This is a genomic window from Gilliamella sp. HK2 (assembly GCF_001690265.1).
GTDB classification, from domain to species: Bacteria; Pseudomonadota; Gammaproteobacteria; order Enterobacterales; family Orbaceae; genus Gilliamella; species Gilliamella apicola_C.
Genome location: NZ_LZGV01000018.1, coordinates 43042 through 60180 on the forward strand (window position 1 = coordinate 43042; position 17139 = coordinate 60180).

Sequence of the window (17139 nt, forward strand, 5' to 3'; positions counted from 1 at the left end):
CGCTTGTTATGAGCAGTATAATGTTATAAGTTGACTGTTTAAATTAATGATTTTATCGCAATTGGATATTAATACAGGAATAGACATGACAACGCGTCGAATAATAATTGGCATTAGTGGTGCAACAGGAATTGCTTATGGAATAAAAGCGTTAGAGCTATTAAAACCAATGGACATCGAAACTCATCTTGTTATTTCTAAAGCAGCACAAATAACAAGTGCATACGAAGTTCCTAACATGAATATAAAACAAATTGAAGCACTTGCAGATAAAGTGCATTCCATTAACAATATTGGTGCTGCAATTGCTAGTGGCTCTTATAAAACAATCGGCATGCTAGTTGCTCCTTGCTCAATGCGTTCATTATCGGCGATTGCTAATAGCTTGTCAGATAATTTACTGACTCGTGCTGCTGATGTCGTATTAAAAGAGCGACGTCGGTTAGTCTTAATGATTAGAGAAACACCACTTCATTTGGGGCATATTAAAAATATGGAATTAGTCACATTAATGGGGGGCGTGATATTTCCACCCGTGCCAGCACTTTATCAGCATATTAGTAGTATTGATGACATGATCACCCACAGTGTAGCTAGGGCGCTTGATTTGTTTGGCATGGACGTTCCATCGCTACCTCGTTGGGGTGAAGATCTGCACCTTAACGTTAAACCTGAATAACGTCAATCGAGTCCAGAAAATATGCAAACGGATCCTAGAATTATTAAATTCATCAAAAAGCATCATGTATTATCGCTTCACGTCATCTTGCCAGACAACAAACCATGGGCATGTAATGCCTTTTATGTCTTTGATGAACGTGTAATGTGCTTGTATCTCCTTTCCGAATTAAAAACTGAACATGCTAAAGCCATGTTAACTTGCCCACAAGTTGCAGGCACAATTAGTGTGACACCTAAAACGGTTGCCCAAATTCAAGGCATCCAATTTCAAGCTCAAGCAATACAATTACAAAAAGAACAGGCCAAGCACGCTTATGCACAATATTATCAAGCATTTCCGTTTGCTAGAATAATAAAAGCACCAATTTGGTCATTACAGTTACAACGTGTAAAGATGACCAGTAATTTATTGGGATTTGGACGAAAAATCTATTGGAACCAAGAAGAAAAAGAGAGTTAGCGTAGTTTTTATATTTCTAAAAAATATCCATTCACCCTATTTTCATTGTTAAAAAACAAAATGTTATAAATAATTAGCAAAAAGAGTGTTTGAAAAAACTTCAATAAAATCAATGGCTTTTCTGACTGCTTTTTGTTGTTTTTTAACAAGTTTACTTGGCGCTATGTCACAGGCATTTTTTAGTTAATAAGCATCGTTTTTTGTCGAACCGGTATTATTGCTTATTAGCCTTTGTCTTTTTTCGATTATTTACCTTAAATATAAAAAGTGCTAGCAATTGGGTTAATTATTTTATAAAAATAGAAAAAGGGATAGAAATGTTTATCAAGTTGATAATAAAAGTGTTATTAATCATTTAATTAGAAATTTTTATCTTCAATTATTTTCGCCAGCTCATCGTTTGCTCTTTGTAAAAAAGCGTTGTCTTTTAGAATAAAAAGGTAGGTTTTGAATCGTTTTATGGGATCTACAGCAAAAAGAAACAGCGCGGTCACAATGATAAAGACTGTCAAAGTAGCAATAATGATATCAATTACCCAAGGTGAGCTTAGCATAGTAATAATGTTAGCCAGCAGTATAATAAATGCCAACACAAAGGCAATGCCACTAAATAACACTTCTGTAATTAAATATGGTTTAAGTGGTGTAATGTGTGTTTTTTCGATTTTAAAATATTGCGTTAATAAATCTAATTGGGTGAGTTTAATTAGATTATGGGCATCAGCATTAATTAATGAAATAGCAATATTTTCTTTGTTGATACTGCCTGATTTATAAAAGCAGACTTTTTCCCAAATAAGTTTCTTTTTGATGTTATTTAAATAATCCATTTGATATTTTGAGTGAGGTACTTTTTCTAAAATATCGGCATACTTAATGATATTATCAAAATTTTCATTTTTAGTTCGTTTTTTGTAGATAAATGCAACCAAAGACAGAACAAAGATAATTACCAAATTGAACCAGTTAGCATAAAGTAATTCAGAAGGGTTCATTTAACATATTCTCGTTAATTTATCGTAGTGTGATTGTAACTTATATTGGATAAGAGCGGTATCGATTCTATATCATAATGTAAATAAAAAAGCCCATAAGTGTTGTTTTTTAGTAAATGCCGTCCTTTTGCTATTTTATGGGTTGACATCTGTTTGCTAAAGGCGTATAAATTCCCCCGCCTTTTAAGCTTTTCTTTCTTTTTAGCTATTACATAAGTTAAAAATAAGAGTAAAGAAAAGTTGAAATACAAAGTGTAGAGTTCAATTTACAGGAGAAATATGGACACTCAATCGGATCACCCCAAAATGAGGGGCGATAAATTTAAACACATCATTATCGGTTAATGAACCTGTCTGAATCATCATTTTTTCAGTTCACAAACCGAAATTGATAAAACGGTAACGGTGAACGATATGCATTTTTTTACACGCTATCACACAAATTCAAAACATCAATGCGCGCAAGGCTTAATACTGCGTGTTTTACACCTTTCAGAAAAACACTTAGAACCACCGAGTTGTATCTAAATTCTTAATTAATTCTATTGGCTAATTTAATGCTCAGCATTGGCTGTACAAATTAGCAGCGCAAGTTAGCTGCAAAAATAGCTTATGGGCTAATTTTGTTATGCACTAAATTTTAGCTTATCAAAAAATTCAATTACTTATCGTTACTTGGTAACAATGAGTTGGCATGCTTTTGCCAAAATTATGAATATAGGTACGTAAGATGACAAAAAATACATCACAACATAAAACACAAAATAGTGTAGATATCAAAGCTATCAATGAAGCTCAAAGTAGCCTCGATAGTATTTTATCTAAATTTCAATCGAGCCTTTCAGGTTTAACGCAAGAAAATGCAAAATCAAGAATTGAAAAATATGGTAAAAATGAAGTCGCACGAGAAAAAGCTCCCTCAATTTTAGTGCAATTATTAATGGCATTTAATAACCCATTTATATTTGTATTATTAGCGTTGGCCTCTGTTAGTTTTGTGACTGATTTCTGGTTGCCTTTGCAAAATGGCGAAGAAACGGATTTAACAGGGATTATTATTATTCTAACAATGGTGTCACTAAGTGGATTATTACGTTTTTGGCAAGAATTTAGATCAAACAAAGCTGCTGAAGCGTTAAAGTCAATGATTCGCACAACAGCGACCGTGTTGCGCCGTGCGCATAAAGATATAAGCCCAGAACGCATTGAAATTCCATTAAGTGAAATTGTTCCCGGTGATATTGTTTATTTATCTGCTGGTGACATGATCCCAGCAGATATTCGATTGATTGAGTCGCGAGATTTATTTGTTAGCCAAGCTGTTTTAACGGGTGAATCAATTCCTGTTGAAAAGTACGATACATTAGGTGCTGTTACGCAAAAAACAACTGATAATATTGAAGCATCCAATATTAGTAAAGATAATTTACTTGATGTAAATAACATCTGTTTTATGGGAACTAATGTCGTAAGTGGCACTGCGACGGCTATTGTCGTTGCGACTGGTGCTGATACACATTTTGGATCATTAGCAAAATCGATTGTAGGATCTCGTGCTGAAACCTCGTTTGATCGAGGGGTTAATAGTGTTAGCTGGTTACTTATTCGATTTATGTTAATTATGGTGCCAATCGTCTTTTTTATTAATGGTTTTTCAAAAAATGATTGGGGTGATGCTGCACTTTTTGCTTTAGCTGTAGCTGTTGGCTTAACGCCTGAAATGTTACCAATGATTGTGAGTGCCAATCTAGCAAAAGGTGCCGTTGGCATGGCAAAGCGCAAAGTGGTTGTTAAACGGTTAAATGCCATTCAAAATTTTGGCGCAATGGATATTTTATGTACCGATAAAACTGGCACTTTAACACAAGATAAAATCATTTTAGAACATCATCTTGATATCAATGGTCAAGTTGATTCATCGGTTTTAGAACTTGCTTGGCTTAACAGCTATTATCAAAGCGGTATGAAAAACTTGATGGACAAAGCGATCATTCGTTTTACTGAAGAAAAGACCAATATGAAAAGGGTTGGGGTCGGTTTATATAAAAAAATTGATGAATTACCGTTTGATTTTGTGCGTCGCCGTTTATCAGTTGTTGTACAAAATGGTGGTGATAACCATTTAATGATTTGTAAAGGCGCAGTTGAAGAAATGTTATCTATAGCCAGTTATGTTTATGAAAATGGTGAATATTTACCATTAGATGATAACCGCAAACAAGCGTTAATTGCCTTAGCTCATGATTATAACAAAGAGGGGTTTAGAGTTTTAGCTGTGGGTGTTAAGGATATTCCCGCTAGCGATACAAAAGCGCAATACACAGTACAAGACGAAACCGCATTAGCAATTCGTGGTTTTTTAACCTTTTTAGATCCACCAAAAGAAAGTGCACTTGAAGCCATTTCGGCATTAAGTGAACATGGTGTGGGAGTTAAGGTTTTAACAGGCGATAACGAAATTATCACCATTAAAGTGTGTCGCGAAGTCGGTTTAGAGCCAGGTGTTCCGTTGCTAGGCACTGAAGTTGAAAAAATGGACGATGCGGAACTGAAAATACAAATCGAGCAACATACTATTTTTGCTAAATTAACGCCATTGCAAAAATCAAGAATTATTCGATTATTGCAAGAAAACGGACATACCGTTGGCTTTTTAGGTGATGGTATTAATGATGCACCAGCATTACGTGATGCGGATGTTGGCATTTCGGTTGATACCGCAACGGATATTGCCAAAGAATCCGCAGATATCATCCTGCTTGAAAAAAGCTTAATGGTATTAGAAGAAGGTGTAATATGTGGACGTGAAACCTTCGGCAATATCATGAAGTATTTAAACATGACAGCGAGCTCGAATTTTGGCAATATTTTTTCAGTATTAGTTGCTAGTGCGTTTTTACCATTTTTACCTATGCTAGCAATACATTTACTAATTCAAAACTTGCTGTATGATATTTCACAACTCTCATTACCATGGGACAAAATGGATGATGAGTTTTTACAAAAACCGCGTAAATGGGATGCGCTAAATATTAAACGTTTTATGATTTGGATTGGACCAACATCATCTATTTTTGATATTACAACCTATGCACTAATGTGGTTTGTTTTTAGTGCTAACAGTGTTGAAGCGCAATCACTATTTCATTCAGGCTGGTTTATTGAAGGGTTGTTGTCACAAACTTTGGTTGTGCACATGCTGAGAACACAAAAAATTCCATTTGTGCAAAGCACAGCTGCATTTCCTGTGATTGTGATGACATTGCTAATTATGGCTGTGGGTATTTATATCCCGTTTTCTCCATTGGGTGGATTAATTGGGTTACAGCCATTACCGTGGTCATACTTTCCATGGCTTTTAGCAACCTTGTTTAGCTATTGCTGTGTTGCACAATTGATGAAACGTATTTATATCAAACGTTTTGGTCAGTGGTTCTAATTGTTAGAAACAGCTAGGCGATGTTAACATCGCTTAGCGATTTTAAAACTCATATAATAAAATCGTATTAAAAACTACTTTATTAGCCCTATAATTATAATTAAAAGGAAATAATCTATGAAAACACCACATAAAAATTTAATAATGTTAATTAAAAGCCGAAAACAAAAAAAGACACAGCAGCAATTACAAGCTAAATAATTAGTGCAATGAATTAAGTTTACATATAATAAAAAACCCCCAAACAATTGGGGTTTTTATTTAATCTTTTAATGTAATAAAAGTCTATTTTTTCAATTCGTGATGAACTGTGCTCAATTATAAGTTTAAATGAGTATCAGACGCTTTTCTTAAAATTTCATAAATTTCGTCTTTAATTTTAAGTTTTTGCTTTTTTAATGCCTCTATAGTTTCGGCCGTATTGACAATAATGCCAGACTCAATATTTTTAATTTTTTGATCTAACTCATTATGTTGATCGAATAATTTTTGAAAACGTAAATCAGTATTTTTTAATTTAGAAATGATTTCTCGGTATTCTGGAAACATAATGCCTCCTTATAATAGGTTGGATAGAATAATAACAATAGCAGCTATTGCTAATTCAGAATACAATATTATTGGTTGGATTAATAGAAAAATTGCACAAATGGCTACATTGTTTTGTTATTTATAATAAAACAGTTTGAATTATAAATTAAATCACAAATTTAATCATAAAGTTACTAAAGGGGTACCGCATGAGTGAGTCGATTGTAATTGCCAAAAGCCATGGCAAAGATTTATCTGTTATTGCTGCATTGGCTAATCGTCATGGTTTAATTACTGGTGCAACAGGCACGGGTAAAACAGTAACATTACAAAAAATGGCTGAAGGTTTTTCAAAAATAGGTGTGCCAGTTTTTCTTGCTGATGTTAAAGGTGATTTAACGGGGATTGGCGAAAAGGGCATACTATCTGAAAAACTACAGGCTCGTTTAGCCAGCATTGAGGTTGATAATTGGCAACCAGACGCATCACCAATTGAATTATGGGATGTGTTTGCTGAAAAGGGCATTCCCGTTCGTAGTACCGTGTCAGATATAGGGCCGATTCTACTTGGTCGATTACTCGACTTAAATAATGTTCAATCAGGTGTGTTACAACTGATATTTAAAATTGCTGATGATAACGGACTATTATTAATTGATTTTAAAGATCTTCGAGCATTAATTCAATTTGTAGGTGATAATGCTAAACAATTTACTACGCAATATGGCAATATTTCGCTATCATCAATTGGAGCAATCCAACGTAGCTTATTAACACTAGAACAACAAGGCGCTGAGTTTTTTCTTGGCGAACCAATGCTAGATATTCAAGATTTAATACAAGTTAACGCTCAAGGTCGTGGCATTATTAATATTTTATCGGCTGAAAAATTATATAGCTCACCCAAATTATATTCTGTCTTTTTATTATGGTTATTGTCAGCGCTTTTTGAGCATTTGCCAGAAGTAGGGGATCTTGATAAACCAAAACTTGTCTTCTTTTTTGATGAAGCACATTTACTTTTCAATGATATTTCACCAGCATTACTAGAAAAAATAGAACAAGTTGTGCGCTTAATTCGATCTAAAGGAGTCGGAATTTATTTTGCTTCTCAGAACCCGAGTGATATTCCTGACACAATCTTGGGGCAATTAGGCAATCGTGTACAACATGCTTTACGTGCATTTACACCGAAAGACCAAAAAGCCGTTAAAATAGCTGCTCAAACCATGCGTGCCAATCCAAGTTTTGATACGGAAAAAGCAATAATGGAATTAGGTGTTGGTGAAGCGCTTATTTCATTTCTAGACGAAAAAGGTCGTCCAAGCATAGTTGAACGTGGCTATATTATTGCCCCAGGTTCAAAAATGGGGGCAATGGCGCCAGATAAGTTATCATTAATTGTTCATCAATCTCATCTTTATAATAAATATGCGCAAATGCTGGATCGTCAATCTGCTTATGAATTATTGAAAAATGGATTTTCGTTAGATAGCCTGTCTAGCCAAAATACAAATAGTAACGAGACCAAAACAGAAGAGGTAAGCAATAAACAAAATCATGGTGGGTTGATTGATTTTTTTAGTACACTTCTTTTTGGCAAGCAAGGTCCAAAAGGTGGGCAACATGATGGTGTGGCTCAGAAAATAGTCAAAAGTACAACTAGGCAAGTCGTCAATCAAATCGGTAAACAGATCACCCGTGGTATATTAGGTGGTTTTAAAAAATAATTAACTTAAGTTTATTATTCCCAAAATTTAGCAAAAGGAGAGTTTGATGTTAAAAATGTTTATAGATTGGTATAAAAAACGTTTTAGCGATCCGCATGTCGTGTCGTTAATGGCTGTGATTGTTGGCTTATTTATTATCATCTATTTTTTTAATAAAATTCTTCTGCCTGTTTTGATTGCTATTGTACTGTCATATTTACTTGATAGACCAATTAACTTTTTGCATAAAAAAAACATACCAAGAACGCTGGCTGTTGTGATGGTATTGTTGCTTTTTTTAATGATTGTTTTAGTTGGCTTTATGATTCTATTACCATTAATTTGGCAGCAAAGTATTAGCTTAATCACTAATATTCCGAACATGCTAAATTTTGCTAACAATTTCATTACTACATTGCCAGAGCACTATCCAGAATTAATCGATGTTGGTTTATTTGATTCGATTATCCAAGGTGTTACTAACAAAGTTGTGCAAACTGGTAATTCGTTATTACAATTTTCTATTGTGTCCTTATTTGGACTAGTTTCGATTACGATTAATGCGGTATTAGTGCCAATAATGATGTTTTTTTTATTAAAAGACAAAGCCAAAATTTGGGGGTATTGCTCAAAAATTCTACCTAAAAATCGTACAATTTTAAACCAAGTTGCAGCGGAAATGGATATGCAAATATCCAATTATATTGTTGGTAATGTTTTGCATATTATTATATTGACCGTGTGTGTTTATATTCCTTTTTGGTACTTTGGTTTAGATTATGGACTATTATTAGCTGTACTTGTTGGATTATCTGTATTAGTGCCTTATGTTGGTATTATTATTTCAAGTATTCCTGTTGTATTAATTGCGCTGTTCCAATGGGGATTGACTACTGAATTTAGCTATTTGCTATGCTTCTATATTTTGATTCAAGCATTAGATGGTAACTTATTAGTTCCTTGTTTATTTTCCGAAAAGCTTAACTTACATCCACTCGTTATTATTTTGGCGGTGATTGTGTTTGGTGGCTTGTGGGGCTTTTGGGGAATATTTTTTGCAATACCTTTGGCAACATTGGTTAAAGCAATCATCAATGCTTGGCCAAAACTGGATGAATTGAATAATGCCAATAGTGAATTAAAAGCAGATTAGTTATTAATCTGCTTTTAACCAAAGTTATTTGCTGTGATTTTTAAGATAATCTAAAACCACTTCATGGTGGTTAGTCGTCTTAAAATCATCAAATACTTTCTCGATTATTCCATCTTTACTTATTAAAAAGCTAATGCGATGAATTCCATCATAGGTTTTACCCATAAACTCTTTTTCGCCCCAAGTACCAAATGCTTGGGCAACTTCATGGTTTTCATCAGATAGCAACGTAAAATTTAACAATTCCTTTTCAACAAATCGAGATAACTTTTCTGGCTTATCGGTACTGATACCCAGAACCGCCACATTATAGTTTTTTAACTCATCAGAACAATCGCGCAAATTACAAGCTTGCACTGTGCAACCTGGCGTCATCGCTTTAGGATAAAAATAAATTAAAACTCGTTGACCTTTAAAATCTTTTAAGCTTATTTGCTCTCCATCTTGGTCAGGTAACGAAAATTGAGGTGCTTTTACGCCTTCTTTAAGTGGATTAACCATATAATTATTACCTATTTTAATCGTTTAATGTTCTCTTTGGGTATATAAAACAGTGTCATACTTTTAAATTAATTTACTAAAAAAACGACTTGCTGCATCAATGGTGTGATTGATCTCTTTGTCTGTGTGCTTAAGTGACATAAAACCCGCTTCGAAAGCTGATGGTGCAAAGTAAACACCTTCAGTTAGCATATGATGATAGAATTTTTTGAATAATTCAACATCGCATTGCATGACATCTTGATAACAGCTTACTTCAGAAGCAGTTGTAAAAAATAAACCAAACATTGCACCAGCATAATTTACGACTAACGGTACGTTATGCTTTTGGGCTACTGATAATAAACCGTTAGCGAGCTGTGCGGTTTTTTCTGCTAACTCTTGATAGATGCCAACTTCCATTAATTTAGTTAATGTAGTGTATCCTGCCGCCATCGCAACAGGATTACCAGAAAGGGTGCCTGCTTGGTATATTGGCCCAGTTGGTGCTAATTGCCTCATAATATCAGCACGACCACCAAATGCTCCAACAGGCATACCACCACCAATAATTTTTCCTAAACAAGTTAAATCAGGAACAACATCATAATAATCTTGAGCACCACCCAGTGCGACTCTAAAACCTGTCATCACTTCATCAATAATTAATAAAGCGCCATATTCATCACAAAGTGCACGTAATCCATGTAAAAATTCTTTTTTGGCTGGGATACAGTTCATGTTACCTGCAACAGGCTCAATGATAATAGCGGCGATATCATTGGGATATTGTTCAAATTGTTTTTTGACTGATTCTAAATTGTTATAATCACAAACTAATGTATGTTTAACAAAATCATTAGGCACACCTGGAGAGGTTGGATGACCGAAAGTCAGAGCACCAGAGCCCGCTTTAACTAACAAATAATCAGCATGACCATGATAACAACCTTCAAACTTAATAATCTTATCTCGGCCAGTAAAACCACGCGCTACACGAATAGCACTCATGGTTGCTTCAGTGCCTGAATTCACCATCCGCACCATTTCAATTGAAGGCATTAATTGTGTCACTAAATTAGCAACTTTGGTTTCTATTTCGGTCGGTGCTCCATAACTTAAACCGTTACGCACTGCATTAATTACTGCATTGGCAACATCGGGATCGTTATGCCCAAGGATCATTGGCCCCCAAGAACCTACATAATCGATATAGGCCTTATCGTCCACATCATAAATGTATGCGCCGTTTGCTCGCTCAATAAATAAGGGGGTGCCACCCACACCATTAAAAGCACGAACAGGGGAATTCACGCCGCCAGGCATAACGGATAATGCTTGATGATAAAGCTTTTCTGATTTAAATGTGTTTAGCATAACCGGAATAATCTCTCTATAAAAATTTGCTGTATTTATTCATAAAATCAAAATAAATTCAAGTTAGCTATTAAAAATTTATTTAATAGAAGTTTTCTATTTTGTATTTTTATTTGGCAACAGTATATAATACAAAGATCAATATATTAGGAGAAGAATATGAGCGATGCTTTACCGATTAACTTTACCGATGCGGCAGCTAATAAAGTTAAATCACTCGTCACAGAAGAAGAAAACCCAAATCTAAAATTACGCGTATATATAACTGGTGGTGGATGTAGTGGGTTTCAGTACGGTTTTACCTTTGATGAAAAAGTGAATGAAGATGACCTAGCTATCGAAAAAAATGGTGTATCGTTAGTTATCGATCCCATGAGTTTACAATATTTAGTTGGTGGCACCATTGATTATGTTGAAGGATTACAAGGTTCTCGTTTTGTGGTTGATAATCCTAATGCAACAACAACTTGTGGTTGCGGTTCTTCTTTTAGTGTTTAAATTTTAGTGTTTAAATTGCATTTGTTTTTTTACACTATTAGCTTTTATCGCTAAACAAACAACCATACTTTTCTAATTTTTAGTGAAATAGAACAATAAAGCCACAAAACATGACAAACATTGAGCAGTTAGACAATAATTTTAATATTTTTGTTGACGCCAAATTTCAGATGGGTAAAATGCACAGCATTCAAAACGCAGTTACTCTTAAGTAACCTGTTTTGAGCCCGGGTGGTGAAATCGGTAGACACAAGGGATTTAAAATCCCTCGGCCTTTTTGGCCGTGCGAGTTCAAGTCTCGCCCCGGGCACCATTAAACAAACACTTCTTATGCGGGAATAGCTCAGTTGGTAGAGCACGACCTTGCCAAGGTCGGGGTCGCGAGTTCGAACCTCGTTTCCCGCTCCAATATAACATCCAGTACAGTCCGTTAAAGTCCGCAAAGCTTAGAGTTTGCAAGTGATTTAACGGTTTTACTTTCCAGTATAGAACAGAATAATCCAGAGTCATCCAAGAGAATTTAGTCCAAAAATCAGTCCAAAAACGGAATGAGTTTTTTTGACTAGTCCAAAAATTATGTTATTGTGATAATGTATTTTTTGAACAGTTCGTCTAAATATTGACTAGCTATCCTTACGTTCATCAATAACATAAGGAATTTATCATGGCTGTACTCACTGACTATAAAATTAATGCATCAAAATCTAAAGCAAAGGAATACACTCTTAAAGACGGCAATGAGTTATTTCTAAATATTCATCCCAATGGTTCTAAATATTGGCTATTTCGTTTTTCTTGGAATGGTAAACAGACCCGAATGTCGTTTGGCACCTATCCTACTGTGGATATTAAGCAAGCCCGCTATTTGTGTGAGCAAGCCAACTTTAAATTGTTAAGCGGCATCGATCCTCGCTTAAAAGAAAATCCTACTATTGATCCCGTAGATGAAGTGCTTGATGAAGAGCCAAAATGCACTTTTGCTCAATTTGCACAGCATTGGCTTGAGTTTAAAATGAAGAAATTAAACGCAAAACCATCTAAAGATAAAAAGAATAACGGACGTGGCAGCACCGAAATTCAAATTCGTCGTGCGTTTACCAATGACATTTTTCCAGTCTTAAAAGATAAATCCATACATAAAGTCACAAGAAACGATTTATTGTGCATTATTCGTAAGGTAGAAAAACGAGGTGCATTATCTGTCGCCGAAAAAATAAGAAGTTGGCTTGATGAAATTTTTCGTTATGCCGTTGTCACTGAAGGATTAGAAATTAATCCAGCAGCCGATTTGGATATTGCATCCTTACCTTATCGCCGTAACAATCGCTACCCGTTTATCGACGTTAGCGAAATCCCTGAATTACTTGTTAAGTTGTCAACCTATCAAGGCAGTCGTTTAACTGTCTTGGGATTACGACTATTATTACTAACGGGAGTCAGAACAGGTGAGCTTCGTTTTTCTGAAGCCTGGCAATTTGATTTAAAAAATGCGCTGTGGCGTATTCCGGCATCGGATGTCAAACAGTTACAACAAGTTATTGAAAAGGTGGATAATCGGGTTCCTGATTATATTGTGCCTTTATCACGTCAAGCGTTGGAAATTGTGAAGGAACTCCTGTCTTATCACATGAGAGGACAACGATATTTAATCGCTAATCGAACAAACCCTCTTGAGGCCATGAGTGAGAATACACTCAATCAAGCATTAAAAAACATTGGGTTTAAACGACGATTATGTACTCACGGAATCAGGCACACTATTTCAACTGCATTAAATGATCTTAAATATGATAAAGATTTTATCGAAGCTCAGTTATCCCATTCTGACACTAACAAGGTCAGAGCCACTTATAATCATGCTCAATATATTGAGCCTCGCCGTGAAATGATGCAAGAATGGGCTGATTTACTTGATAAATGGGAACAAGAAGCGCTAGATAAAATAAATAATAAATAATTCATTCGCAGTGGAGCTTTTAGAGCTCCTTTTTTTATTTCGATCGATAAAACAGATCAATCGTATTTTTATTGATCTGTTTAAACGATTTTTATATCACGTCATAGTTTGTTATAACAAAAAGAAAACTATGAGCTTTCATTATGCCTAATGTTGAGGTTATTCGTTCAGTTTTACTTATCAAGGAGTGTGTAGATATCACTCACGCGGCCTTAAATACGCAACATCCCATTCAAAGTGAGTTATTGCTTTATGTTTTGAGTGAAAAACAAAGAGAATTGGCGATGATATTAAGTCCACCCACTGCAAAGGATGATTGATTTCATTAACGAAAAGTAGTGCATTGATGTGTTAGCGAAGCTCGATTCCTTTAACTTATTTTGTGTACTATTTCTATTTTTTTACACTAAAATCTATTGAAATTCGCAGTTTATACTGTATATTTATCCATATTCGTTTTTTACCACGATAATTAAAATAACAGTGGTGATATTCTTTACTTTTGTTTTTAGGAGCGTTTTCTTGCACAAATCCGGTTGTATTGTGCTTGGCCGTGTTGATACTTCTTCAATAAATCATTTACCGCTGGTGGATACGCCTGTTAGAGCAGGTTTCCCCTCGCCGGCGGATGATTATTTAGAGGCTAAACTCGATTTAACTGAGCATTTAGTCAAACACCCTAGCGCGACCTATTACATTAAAGCAATGGGTGATTCAATGGTGGATTACGGTATTTTTAGTGGTGATCTACTGATTGTTGATCGTTCTTTAACCCCACAGGTTGATGATGTGGTCATTGCGGCCATTGATGGTGAGTTAACTTGTAAGTGTTTAGGCTTGATCCAAGGACAATATTATCTATTGTCAGGGAATGAGCAGTACCCGCCTATTGCTTTAGCCGGTAAAGAATTGCATATTTGGGGTATAGTGATTCATACCATCCATTCATTACGTGGGCGTGGTCATTCGTGATTGGGTTAGTGGATTGTAATAATTTTTATGCGTCTTGTGAGCGGGTATTTAATCCCAAGCTTGAAGGCAAACCAATTGGTATTTTATCCAATAATGATGGCTGTGTGATAGCCCGTTCGAATGAGTTAAAACCCTTGGTGCCAATGGGGATACCAGCCTTTAAGATTCTACCGGCTATTCGTAAGCAAGTGACGTTGTTAAGCTCTAATTACGAGCTGTATGGTGATATGAGTCGACGTGTATTTAATACCGTGCGAGACTACACGGCAGATGTAGAGCCTTATTCGATTGATGAGGCCTTTATTACATTAGATGGGTTTTCGGATGTTACAACGCATTGTCAGCACATCCGAGCGATGGTGAAACGTGACACGGGCATACCCGTCAGTATTGGTATTGCTTCTACTCGCACTTTAGCTAAAGTGGCGAATCATATTGCTAAAAAACAAGCTGCTTATCAAGGTGTCTGTTATTTAGCCAATGACAGTGATTTGTTGATTGAAGCATTAAAGCAGTTTCCGGTGGGTGACGTATGGGGTGTTGGACGGCGTATTGCGGAGAAACTACAAGTGCTAGGTATTCATACTGCATGGGATTTACGCCAAGCGAATACCAAACAAATTAGGCAGCAGTTTTCCGTGGTGCTTGAGCGCACGGTGTTAGAACTACAAGGCACTTCGTGTATCGAGCTAGATGATTTATCAACACCAAAACAAAATATCATGACTTCGCGTAGTTTTGGTCAGTTAACGGGGAACTTATTTGACCTACAGGAAGCCATACGTGTACACGCCAGTCGAGGCGCTGAAAAACTCAGGCATCAACACTCGGTTGCCAGTGCCGTACTGGTTTTTTTAAAAACCAATCGGTTTCGTGAGGATGTTGTGCAATATCATCCCTCTATCGTGGTGCCTCTCCTCTCGTCTACTGATGATTCACGGCTGATTATTCAAGCTGCTCAAAAGGGGTTACAGGCTATTTACAAAAAAGGGGGTTTGTTTATGAAAGCTGGGGTGATGTTACTTGATTTACGCCCAAAAAACACCGATACGCAGTTTGATTTATTTGAAACATCCAATAAGGTAGAACAAAAGCAAAAAAGTGATAGGTTGATGCAGACACTCGATGCTATCAATCAGAAGATGGGTAAACATACGGTACAATTAGGTGGTGTTAGAAAACAGGCCCCTTGGCAGATTAAACGTGAGTTACTGAGTCCACGTTATACCACTCGGTGGGATGAATTGTTAATCGTTAAATGATTATTTTTTAGTTTGATTTAGCAATATCTATGATTATTTCAATTGTGCTCAGCTAAACCCTTTCGAGTTTTAGTCGCACGTCGATTTACCTAATGGGCGCTATTACTCGAGTTTTACCCAAAATTATAAATGAAAAATAGTCATCAAATTTAAACTCGTATTAGAAAGTTAATTTGATAGTACCTTTGGAATTTACATACACAATTAACCACTTCTTGAGTTTTTTTAACAACGTAGACGTAATGTACTAGCAATAGATGATATTGCAGCAATTACACAAGCCATAGAAAAAACATATACACCAAATTCTGCGCTGGTACTACCCATTAATCCATTTAATAGCGCAATTACCATAGCTACCAAAGCAGCACCGATTGACTGCCCAGTCGTTCTTGCTGTAGATAATACTCCAGACGCTGTGACTGTTCGATTTTTTGAAACATTGCTAAACATTTCCTTATTATTTGGTGGTAGAAAAAAACCATAACCAACGCCACAAATGACCACTCGCCACAAGAAATCACTCACTGTCGCAGCTTCCGGTAACAAAGCTAATGAACCTAAACCTACACAAAAAAACATCACGCCAATAGTAGATATATGGGTAGGATTCAAACGGTTTGACAGTCTTCCTGCAATAGGTGCGCAACAAGCTACAGCTAGCGGCCACGGTGAAAAGATAAAAGCAGACTCTAGCACAGAATAGTTATAAGTATGTTGTAAAACAAAAGGTAAGCTTACCAACGCAATTCCTTGAGCAACAAACATCGATAGGGAAGATATCACCGCGAAGGTGTATCGGCGTGAACAAAATATATCAAGCGGTAATAATGGATGCTTTGAACGAGTCTGGACAGCAATAAATAGGATAAATAAGATCGTTGAAGCCACTGCGCAAAGTATCAACGAATGATTTTCCCAGCTACCTATTTGATCAACTGCAATCACCATCAAGCCTAGTGCTCCTGCCGAGCTAATTGCTCCTGCCAAATCAAAGCCTTTTTCTTTTTCTTTTTCTTTTTCATTATCTTTCCCTAATGAGATAAACGAAAAGATTAAAGCAACCCCTCCAAGTGGAATGTTGATATAAAAAAGCCATGGCCAAGATAAATAAGAAATAATAATTCCACCTAATGCTGGGCCGATAGCTGTACCCACCGCAAATACCATCGCATTTAGCCCAAATATCGTCCCCAACTTATAAGGTGGAAATATAACTCTGTACAGCCCCAACCCAACGCTAATCATTACAGCGTAACTAACTCCTTGTAGTATCCGCATAGTGACCAGAACACCAAAGGTTGAAGAAAGGCTACAACCTAAGGAGGAGAGCGTAAATAAAATCATACCTGCTGTATAAAAACGCTTTTCACCAACCCTCGAGCCAAGCGATGCACAAATTAGCATCGTGGCTGCGCTGGCAACCTGATAGCCGTTGATAATCCAGATACTAGATGCAGAATCAATTTGTAACGTTCGGGCAATGGAGGGTAATGCGATATTGACAATGGAACCATCTAATGCTGACATCAGCACCCCTATCAAAATGGCCGCGGCTGCAAAATAGCGCCTTGGTGCTTCAAAACCTTGCTCAAAAATACTGCTACTACTTACCAACGACATAT

The 17139-nt window shown here is 36.1% G+C and carries 14 protein-coding genes and 2 tRNA genes; 11 read left to right on the forward strand and 5 right to left on the reverse strand.

Annotated elements, in window-relative coordinates:
• Nucleotides 1-85: 85 nt before the first annotated feature.
• Both A9G45_RS01810 and A9G45_RS01815 read left to right on the forward strand, forming a co-directional pair.
• Nucleotides 86-679 carry a UbiX family flavin prenyltransferase gene (locus A9G45_RS01810; RefSeq protein ID WP_065567101.1) on the forward strand — a complete coding sequence of 198 codons (594 nt, stop codon included), beginning with the start codon at nt 86-88 and terminating at the stop codon, nt 677-679.
• A gap of 21 nt (nt 680-700) precedes the next feature.
• A complete protein-coding gene (locus A9G45_RS01815) occupies nt 701-1141 on the forward strand; it encodes a hypothetical protein (RefSeq protein WP_065567100.1) in 441 nt (146 codons plus the stop codon).
• Nucleotides 1142-1500: 359 nt separating this feature from the next.
• Here A9G45_RS01815 and A9G45_RS01820 read toward each other — a convergent pair whose 3' ends face one another.
• Nucleotides 1501-2136: a hypothetical protein gene (locus A9G45_RS01820; protein WP_065567099.1), complete on the reverse strand. Its 636-nt coding sequence runs from the start codon at nt 2134-2136 to the stop codon at nt 1501-1503.
• 730 nt (nt 2137-2866) lie between these two features.
• Here A9G45_RS01820 and mgtA point away from each other — a divergent pair.
• Nucleotides 2867-5575, forward strand: coding sequence for a magnesium-translocating P-type ATPase (gene mgtA / locus A9G45_RS01825; RefSeq protein ID WP_065567098.1), 2709 nt, complete (start codon nt 2867-2869; stop codon nt 5573-5575).
• Between the two features lie 318 nt (nt 5576-5893).
• Here mgtA and A9G45_RS01830 read toward each other — a convergent pair whose 3' ends face one another.
• Complete coding sequence (locus A9G45_RS01830) at nt 5894-6124, reverse strand: YdcH family protein (protein ID WP_065567097.1); 231 nt, start codon at nt 6122-6124, stop codon at nt 5894-5896.
• Between the two features lie 191 nt (nt 6125-6315).
• Here A9G45_RS01830 and A9G45_RS01835 point away from each other — a divergent pair, with 191 nt between their 5' ends.
• A complete protein-coding gene (locus A9G45_RS01835) occupies nt 6316-7836 on the forward strand; it encodes a helicase HerA-like domain-containing protein (RefSeq protein WP_065567096.1) in 1521 nt (506 codons plus the stop codon).
• Between the two features lie 46 nt (nt 7837-7882).
• Nucleotides 7883-8968 carry an AI-2E family transporter gene (locus tag A9G45_RS01840; protein ID WP_065567095.1) on the forward strand — a complete coding sequence of 362 codons (1086 nt, stop codon included), beginning with the start codon at nt 7883-7885 and terminating at the stop codon, nt 8966-8968.
• Between the two features lie 24 nt (nt 8969-8992).
• On the opposite strand, the gene bcp is transcribed toward A9G45_RS01840, so the two are convergent.
• Nucleotides 8993-9469 carry a thioredoxin-dependent thiol peroxidase gene (gene bcp, locus A9G45_RS01845; protein WP_065567094.1) on the reverse strand — a complete coding sequence of 159 codons (477 nt, stop codon included), beginning with the start codon at nt 9467-9469 and terminating at the stop codon, nt 8993-8995.
• Between the two features lie 63 nt (nt 9470-9532).
• The gene (gene hemL, locus A9G45_RS01850) at nt 9533-10825 is read right to left on the reverse strand and encodes a glutamate-1-semialdehyde 2,1-aminomutase (protein ID WP_065567093.1); all 1293 of its coding nucleotides are present in this window, start codon (nt 10823-10825) and stop codon (nt 9533-9535) included.
• Between the two features lie 159 nt (nt 10826-10984).
• Here hemL and erpA point away from each other — a divergent pair, with 159 nt between their 5' ends.
• From erpA to A9G45_RS01880, 6 genes are all read left to right on the forward strand, one after another.
• On the forward strand, nt 10985-11323 hold the full coding sequence (erpA, locus tag A9G45_RS01855) for an iron-sulfur cluster insertion protein ErpA (protein ID WP_034914816.1): 339 nt from the start codon (nt 10985-10987) through the stop codon (nt 11321-11323).
• Nucleotides 11324-11548: 225 nt separating this feature from the next.
• Nucleotides 11549-11636 (forward strand) — tRNA-Leu (locus A9G45_RS01860).
• Nucleotides 11637-11655: 19 nt separating this feature from the next.
• Nucleotides 11656-11731 (forward strand) — tRNA-Gly (locus A9G45_RS01865).
• 256 nt (nt 11732-11987) lie between these two features.
• Entirely contained in the window at nt 11988-13280 is a 1293-nt protein-coding gene (locus tag A9G45_RS01870; protein ID WP_065567092.1) for a tyrosine-type recombinase/integrase, read from the forward strand.
• 522 nt (nt 13281-13802) lie between these two features.
• Nucleotides 13803-14252 carry a LexA family protein gene (locus tag A9G45_RS01875; RefSeq protein WP_218056993.1) on the forward strand — a complete coding sequence of 150 codons (450 nt, stop codon included), beginning with the start codon at nt 13803-13805 and terminating at the stop codon, nt 14250-14252.
• Nucleotides 14249-15514 carry a Y-family DNA polymerase gene (locus A9G45_RS01880; protein WP_065567091.1) on the forward strand — a complete coding sequence of 422 codons (1266 nt, stop codon included), beginning with the start codon at nt 14249-14251 and terminating at the stop codon, nt 15512-15514. The genes A9G45_RS01875 and A9G45_RS01880 overlap by 4 nt, the downstream gene beginning before the upstream one ends.
• A gap of 225 nt (nt 15515-15739) precedes the next feature.
• Here A9G45_RS01880 and A9G45_RS01885 read toward each other — a convergent pair whose 3' ends face one another.
• On the reverse strand, nt 15740-17137 hold the full coding sequence (locus tag A9G45_RS01885) for an MFS transporter (RefSeq protein ID WP_065567090.1): 1398 nt from the start codon (nt 17135-17137) through the stop codon (nt 15740-15742).
• Nucleotides 17138-17139: the final 2 nt, after the last annotated feature.

Bases quoted from the DNA above. Each gene is read 5' to 3' on its own strand.
- A9G45_RS01815 (WP_065567100.1), top strand. From the start codon at position 701: ATGCAAACGGATCCTAGAATTATTAAATTCATCAAAAAGCATCATGTA.
- mgtA (WP_065567098.1), top strand. From the start codon at position 2,867: ATGACAAAAAATACATCACAACATAAAACACAAAATAGTGTAGATATC.
- A9G45_RS01820 (WP_065567099.1), bottom strand. From the start codon at position 2,136: ATGAACCCTTCTGAATTACTTTATGCTAACTGGTTCAATTTGGTAATT.
- hemL (WP_065567093.1), bottom strand. From the start codon at position 10,825: ATGCTAAACACATTTAAATCAGAAAAGCTTTATCATCAAGCATTATCC.
- bcp (WP_065567094.1), bottom strand. From the start codon at position 9,469: ATGGTTAATCCACTTAAAGAAGGCGTAAAAGCACCTCAATTTTCGTTA.
- A9G45_RS01835 (WP_065567096.1), top strand. From the start codon at position 6,316: ATGAGTGAGTCGATTGTAATTGCCAAAAGCCATGGCAAAGATTTATCT.
- erpA (WP_034914816.1), top strand. From the start codon at position 10,985: ATGAGCGATGCTTTACCGATTAACTTTACCGATGCGGCAGCTAATAAA.
- A9G45_RS01840 (WP_065567095.1), top strand. From the start codon at position 7,883: ATGTTAAAAATGTTTATAGATTGGTATAAAAAACGTTTTAGCGATCCG.
- A9G45_RS01870 (WP_065567092.1), top strand. From the start codon at position 11,988: ATGGCTGTACTCACTGACTATAAAATTAATGCATCAAAATCTAAAGCA.
- A9G45_RS01830 (WP_065567097.1), bottom strand. From the start codon at position 6,124: ATGTTTCCAGAATACCGAGAAATCATTTCTAAATTAAAAAATACTGAT.
- A9G45_RS01885 (WP_065567090.1), bottom strand. From the start codon at position 17,137: ATGTCGTTGGTAAGTAGTAGCAGTATTTTTGAGCAAGGTTTTGAAGCA.
- A9G45_RS01810 (WP_065567101.1), top strand. From the start codon at position 86: ATGACAACGCGTCGAATAATAATTGGCATTAGTGGTGCAACAGGAATT.